6 protein-coding genes are annotated in these 6866 nt (G+C 46.0%); 2 read left to right on the forward strand and 4 right to left on the reverse strand.

Annotation, left to right across the window (positions count from 1 at the left end):
- The 4 genes from cysT to RMO27_RS09220 form a co-directional block, all read right to left on the reverse strand.
- A partial coding sequence (gene cysT / locus RMO27_RS09205; RefSeq protein ID WP_396133650.1) for a sulfate ABC transporter permease subunit CysT occupies positions 1-845 on the reverse strand: 845 nt, incomplete at its 3' end.
- A 40-nt stretch (positions 846-885) separates the two neighbouring features.
- Positions 886-1929 (reverse strand): sulfate ABC transporter substrate-binding protein, encoded by a 1044-nt coding sequence (locus RMO27_RS09210; protein ID WP_309731603.1) that lies wholly within the window; start codon positions 1927-1929, stop codon positions 886-888.
- 168 nt (positions 1930-2097) lie between these two features.
- Positions 2098-2970, reverse strand: coding sequence for a DUF1361 domain-containing protein (locus RMO27_RS09215; RefSeq protein WP_309731605.1), 873 nt, complete (start codon positions 2968-2970; stop codon positions 2098-2100).
- Positions 2971-3169: 199 nt separating this feature from the next.
- A complete protein-coding gene (locus RMO27_RS09220; protein WP_309731607.1) occupies positions 3170-4486 on the reverse strand; it encodes a phospholipase D-like domain-containing protein in 1317 nt (438 codons plus the stop codon).
- 517 nt (positions 4487-5003) lie between these two features.
- Here RMO27_RS09220 and RMO27_RS09225 point away from each other — a divergent pair.
- Positions 5004-5384 (forward strand): hypothetical protein, encoded by a 381-nt coding sequence (locus RMO27_RS09225; protein ID WP_309731609.1) that lies wholly within the window; start codon positions 5004-5006, stop codon positions 5382-5384.
- Between the two features lie 138 nt (positions 5385-5522).
- Positions 5523-6689 (forward strand): cysteine desulfurase family protein, encoded by a 1167-nt coding sequence (locus tag RMO27_RS09230; RefSeq protein ID WP_309731611.1) that lies wholly within the window; start codon positions 5523-5525, stop codon positions 6687-6689.
- Positions 6690-6866 lie beyond the last annotated feature (177 nt).

The following is a 6866-nucleotide window of genomic DNA, read 5'->3' on the forward strand; positions in this document are numbered from 1 at the left end:
CCCCAAGCTTGGAGGATATTAATTCCCAGGAGCAATACGAGCGAAATTCCGAGTAAAATTACGCCGATGGTCGTCGCTCCGGCATAGTCATATTGCTCCAATTTTTGGAAGATCAGCACTGGCGCGATCAAATCTTTAAACGGTGTATTCGAGGCGATAATCACCGTCGAACCGTATTCGCCGACTGCCCGCGAGAAGCCTAATGCCATCCCTGTCAAAATCGACGGTAGCAGTGGCGGCAAAATCACTTGCCGAAAAGTTTCCCAATCTGACGCCCCCAAACACCAGGCAGCCTCCTCGATATCGCGTTCTAGCTCGATCAATACGGGTTGAACCGTACGGACGATAAATGGCAAGGAGATAAATAACATCGCCATCCCGACCCCCAACCGCGTAAAGGCGATTTTAATCCCTAGTGGGGCGAAGATACTCCCAATCCAGCCATTATCGCTATAAACGGTGGCTAGTGTCAGACCTGCAACTGAAGTAGGTAGTGCAAACGGGAGATCGATCGAAGCATCAATAATCCGTTTGCCAGGAAAATCATACCGTACTAATACCCACGCGATCGCCGTACCAAACAGACCGTTAATGAGAGTGGCAATTAGCGAAGTTGTGAAAGTAACATCGTAGGTGGATAAGGCGATGGGGCTACTAGCTACTGCCCAGAATTTTGACCAGCCACCACTCCCAGCCTTTGCAAACATCGCCCCCAGGGGTAGAAAGAGCATCGCGCTCAGGTAAAACCACATAATTCGCCATGTCCAGGATAAGTGTCTGACACGATCGAACCACTGTTTCCAGACTGGTTTGGTTTTGACGAGACGAGCGGGGATAATAGTCATGTGGAGGTGAGGGGACGAGGGGACTGGAGGTCGCGAAACTTTAGTTATTTTTACCAGCTTGGATTTTGTCGTAGACGCCACCATCCTCAAAGAATTTTTTCTGAAACTGAGTCCAACCCCCATATTCGGCCACAGTCCCAAACGTTTTTACCTGTGGGAAGCGGGGATCGGCGACTGTTGCGGCAGGGCGATAACCTAATTTTACAAATTCAGCTTGAGATTCGGGTGCGAATAGATATTTGGCAAAGGCTTCGACAACTTCGCGATTGCCGTGCTTGGTGACATTTTTATCGACGATAGCGACGGGAGTATCGATCGAAATATTCACATCTGGCACCACATAATCGAGTGCTTGCCCTCTTTCTTTCGCAAATATCGTCTCGTTTTCATAGTTTAATAATGCATCTCCTTGTCCCTGTTTGGCAAAAGCATCGGTGGCTTCGCGGGCATCTTTGGGCTGCACGACCACATTTTTAAAAGCGTTAGTGGTAAATTCGGTAGCCTTATCTTCATTCCCACCAGCTTTAATCGCACTATTCCACAAGGCCAAAAAGTTCCACCGCGCACCGCCAGAGGTTTTGGGATTGGCTGTCACCCATTTGACATCGGGACGCGCCAAATCGGTAAAGGATTTAATTTGTTTGGGATTGCCAGGACGAGTGACGATCGCGACGACGCTGCGCGCGACAATAGCATTATTGGGCAACTTTTTGTCCCAATCTGTTGCTACTAATGAGGCTTGGGCTAATTTGTTGACATCGCCGCCCAGTGCTAAATGAACGATATCCGCAGGCAAACCATCGATCACAGCGCGGGTTTGCGAACCGGAACCACCATAAGTCTGTTTGAATGTCACTTTTTGGTTGTGCTCTTGCTGCCATTTGGCGACGAATTTTTTGATAATCGCATCGTGAGCAGCTTTGGGAACAGCATAGCCAACAAGGGTAACTTCGACATCTTTTTTTTGCCCTGCCCCAGAGGGGGAATTACCTGTAGAGGGAGTATCGCCACCCTTGCCACAAGCTCCTAAACTTATGCTCAAACCCGCACCAATAATTAATCCGGCGTTCGCAAAGCGTCTCATCCGGAGAATCGATTTCGTGACCTGTTGGCTGCCCGTCATGACGTTGCCTCTAAAAAATCTACTGTATTTAGATCGGAATAGTGTTCAAATCCTCACGATCATCTTAGCAACATCGATCGCAGCGGTCAACAGCACCCGATCTCTAGAGCCACGATCGATCGAAATCCTCTATTCTCGATATAGTGAGGACTTAGCAACCAGTGGTTTGCACAGTGCATACAACATCGCAATAATGCAAAAGGTGAGCAGCATCACTAAAAGCGGAAATTTACCGATTAATTCTCCAGGTAAAGTACTGATAAATAATTTGGGTTGAGTTACCAAACTCCAACTATTAAATCGTAAAAACCTACCGATAAAGATCCCGATCGAACAAATGGCATGAAGACTTAATTCAGCAATATTCATATATCGATCTAAGTAGTTTTTGCTAAAGTAAATACCTAAATTAACCAAGGAAAATACATATGCAAACCAGCCGACCCCAATAAAGATAATATAAGTTGGGACGATAAATAGAGTAATCGTCCAGGCTGACTCGATCGTCCTTACGGCCTCATAGAAATGAATGATATCAGTCAGAATATATGGAGCATTTGGTAAGATTACGACGAAGAGAAATAAGCCGATCCACCAGATGATTGACTGACTTCTCGCTCGGGGATCTCGAAGGCGGCGATCGATAATGATTAACATGACGATCGCACTGAGTGCGATGCCAATGAAAATTGCTCTAACTCCCCACAATGACAGGAAAATTCGCTCTAAAGCTTCGAGAAAATTGCCATTGTTGTATTTCTTAATACCGATACTAAAACTCAGTACTAGTAGCAGGTAAGTGCCCCAACAAAATAACCGCGAGCGCGGCTTGTAGAACAAGAAAAAACTCAGCGTCAATGGCACTAAGGCCAAAAAACTATTCCAAGCAATCCGACCGATATCTTCACGAATAACTTGGGCGAACGGAGCAGTCCAACTATACATCTGTGATAAAGTTGGTTTGAATTCAAAGATCGAGATTAATTCAGCATTAGTAATCATAAGACAATTAATTGCTGCTAGTGATGAATTCCAGCTCAGCAGAGACAACAGTAGGATTGCTCATGAGGAAATAAGTGACATAATCTCAGCTAGATTTTGATAGTGAGGGAAGACATCTTTTGCGCCAGTCGCGATGGCGATCGCCAAATTGGCAGCTACATGCAGACTATCTAAAATTTCACTAGCACTAGTGAATAATTTAACAATGTCTACGACTAAGGCGATCTGGAATCCCCATTATGACATGTTCATACAACCTGTCGAATTCTTGATCGAAGTGTGCGGCCACTGTCGGATTGTCTTCAATGACTAATAACGTCTCATCATTATGATAATTGGCCGCATTCGACCAATTATGCGAACCCGTAATCACGGTACGGCGATCGACTATCGCAAATTTATGGTGGAGCAGATCGCCTGTCGGTAATGTCGGAACGCCAACCGTTGCTAATGGCTGCGAATTATTACTAGTAGTCTGACAGGTATTATCCCCATTTACACCCATGAGCGTCAAACCCGAACTATAGTCGCGATATGCAAATTCTCGATCGATAACGCCGCGAATTTTGACCCCGCGCTGGGATTGAGTTTGCAAAATACTGGCTAATGTCGGCTCGGAAAAAACAAATAAAGCCAGATCGACTTGTTGTAAGCTTTTACCTAGCAATTTCCCGATCGAGCCATTACTACTATCTTCCCACCCATGCTGCTTGGCAGTCGGCGAAAATTGCACCCAGACGCGCGTGTTGCCAACTATCGCTTCAAATGGCACTCGGACGGGTTTGTGTGCCTTAAACTGGCTGCTAGAATTGTTGCCGTTGCCATCCCCCCACATCAAATTAAACTCATTGGTAAATGCGGTAGCAAGTTCGCTACTTTCCAGCCGCACCAAATTATTTTGATTGCCCTCGCTCTCTGGACGACTCAGATCCCCATAGATATCGCTCATCGTCCAATTTGCCGAAGTCACCATGACTTGGTGTCGATCTACCACCATAAATTTGTGGTGCATTAAGCCACTCCCCTTCGAGCCATCTGCTGTATCGTCGAGGATCGGAATCTGGGCATTTTGCAAGATGACTAGCGCATCTCGTTGGTTAATCTCTGCTGGCGTCAAAGTTCCATTACCATCGATATCGACCAATTTCTGGAATTCTTGATAATGTTTGCGCTCGCGGACTGTCAAACTATCGATTTCAGCGGTGGTTAATTCACTTAACGGACGGCGATAATTATGTTCGAGAATCACCCGCACCTTAACTCCCGCTTGGGATCTCGCCACCAACGCTTGGGCGATATTGGGCAATTGCAACTCTTGAACGGCAATGTCAATTTGTGACTGAGCAGACTCGATCGCGAAAATTAACCTTGCGGCCAAATCCTCACCCCGTCTAGTTTTACGCCGATAAGGTTCGGTAAACTCTACTGACCGATCGTGGTTAAAATAGACTTGAATTAAGTCATCTTGAGCTAAAGGTGGGAGTTTGGCTTCAATTGTGGCCGCAGGACGCAACAAGAACCAATATCCACAAAAAATAATAACACCGACGCTTCCAAGAGCTAAACTAGATAACAGAGAGGAGTGAAATGTGCCAAAGGCGCTGCTAAATCGTCGAAATTTCAAAGGAAAATCAAAAATTGTGAATGATAAATGGTGAATTAATAGCTTGGCACTATTAATTTGGTAATGATTTGGGACGATCTCGTTGTTTGAGATCTACTGAGTTCATTGTATCATTTATCACGCAAACGTTGTCACGATCACTGCGTAGTTACCGATAACCTGCTCAGATTACAGGTCGATCCGCTAAGGGGCGGAAATACCGCCCTAGAAGTCATCACCAATCTGAATGTTTATTGTCAATTCACCAGCCAATGCGACAATTAGACTTGCGAGAATCGAATCGTACTCCGATCTCGATCGCGCTCAATCGGTGATATCAACATCATTGTTTAAATTTCCATGCAGCTAAATTTGAACTGCTTACTTGCCATTTTTATAAATTACATTAGACATCGAGGGATCTACTATTATGAGCAGACGCAGAAAAATGTTTCAATGCGGTCATAAAGGCTATGGGCAAATTTGCCATCGTTGCCTCCAAGAAGAGGTCGGCGAAAATGAGAAGAAAGAGAAAAAACGCAATTGGCACGATAGCTTTGCTTTCGATCCGATCGATCTCAAAAGCTTACCATCTCATGTGGTTTTAAAAGCTAGAAATATTATCGGTGGCTTGCAAGATCGCAGGAACTATCGAGAGTTTGGCGGCAAAAGACTGCGCCACAATCGGTTGGTAATCAGTATTCCTGTGACTCGAAATTATCGGATGCTATGTTTTGAAGAAGATGGGATTTTGCAACCAAAAGAAGTGCTATCCCATGAAGACTATAATATCTGCAAACCAGGTAGCTAAACTTAGATTTAGTCACTTAGATCGTTGATAGCATTGAGGTTTCAGCCCTCAATGCTATCAACAGCCCGATGCTTTATCTCACAGTAATCGGTAAAATTACTTGTGGATAAACAAAATCGAATTATTTGTATTCAGTCTATGCAGATTTACTTAGATCATAGTGCAACAACTCCAACTCGGACTGAAGCGATCGCGGCAATGCACCGAGTCATGATGTCAGAATGGGGCAACCCTTCGAGCATCCATCAATGGGGCGAACGCGCCTCCACAGCGATCGAACAAGCGAGATTTCAAGTAGCAGCATTAATTAATGCCAACCCCGACGCGATCGCATTTACATCTGGTGGGACTGAAGCAAATAACCAAGCCATTATGGGGGTGGCAAATTCGTATACCACCCCTCAACATTTAATTATTTCTAGTGTCGAACATTCTTCGATTAGCGCACCAGTTACATGGCTCGAAAGTCGCGGCTGGCAAATTACGAGATTACCAGTCGATCGCGCGGGACGGATCGATCCCCACGATCTGGAGCTGGCAATCCGTCCGAATACCGTCTTAGTATCGATAATTTATGCCCAAAGTGAAGTCGGCACCATTCAACCTATTGCCGAACTAGCCGCAATTTGCCGCCAACATCAAGTCTGCTTTCATACCGATGCCGTCCAATCCGCTGGCAAGATCTCGATCGATGTTCGAGCACTGGGGATCGATCTTCTCTCCGTCTCCAGTCACAAATTATATGGCCCTCAGGGCGCAGGCGCACTCTACATTCGCCCAGGGTTAAAACTTGTCCCCCTCCTCGCTGGCGGCGGACAAGAAATGGGCTGGAGATCGGGGACTCAAGCCGTCCCGCAAATCGCTGGCTTTGGTGTCGCTGCTGAGTTAGCTAGTGAAGAGTTATCCCTAGAAAATAGCAGATTAATCGGCTTGCGCGATCGATTCTTCGAGTTGTTATCTGACTGCCCGATCCTAGTCCCCACTGGGGATCGCTTGCACCGCCTCCCCCATCACCTCAGCTTTTGTCTGCAACCAAAGTGCCAGTTGTCAGAAGCCATCACTGGTAAAACGATCGTCCGCCAACTCAACCTGGCCGGAATTGGGATTAGTTCGGGAGCTGCTTGTGCGAGTGGTAAACTGACTCCTAGTCCCGTATTATTGGCGATGGGATATAGCCAAAATGAAGCAGTGGGCAGCATTCGCCTGACGTTGGGTAAAAGTACCACCACGGCCGATATCGACTGGACGGCAATGGTATTGAAACAAATTATCGATCGACTGACCCCGCAACTAGTCTGCGTCTAGGGTGCTCGACCCTACTTAATGCTACTTAGTAACAGTGGGGATTCTTCAAGAGTTCGACTCTTGTAATCTTGGTATAACTAGGGTATAACTAGATCGTAATGATTTTAGCTAATCTAATTATGAAAACTGCTATTTCTTTGCCAGACTCAGTTTTTGCCGAAGCCGAAGCCCTCGCGC

It is taken from the genome of Chamaesiphon sp. OTE_75_metabat_556, assembly GCF_031378165.1.
Lineage (GTDB): Bacteria > Cyanobacteriota > Cyanobacteriia > Cyanobacteriales > Chamaesiphonaceae > Chamaesiphon.

Bases quoted from the DNA above. Each gene is read 5' to 3' on its own strand.
- RMO27_RS09215 (WP_309731605.1), bottom strand. From the start codon at position 2,970: ATGATTACTAATGCTGAATTAATCTCGATCTTTGAATTCAAACCAACT.
- RMO27_RS09230 (WP_309731611.1), top strand. From the start codon at position 5,523: ATGCAGATTTACTTAGATCATAGTGCAACAACTCCAACTCGGACTGAA.
- RMO27_RS09225 (WP_309731609.1), top strand. From the start codon at position 5,004: ATGAGCAGACGCAGAAAAATGTTTCAATGCGGTCATAAAGGCTATGGG.
- RMO27_RS09210 (WP_309731603.1), bottom strand. From the start codon at position 1,929: ATGAGACGCTTTGCGAACGCCGGATTAATTATTGGTGCGGGTTTGAGC.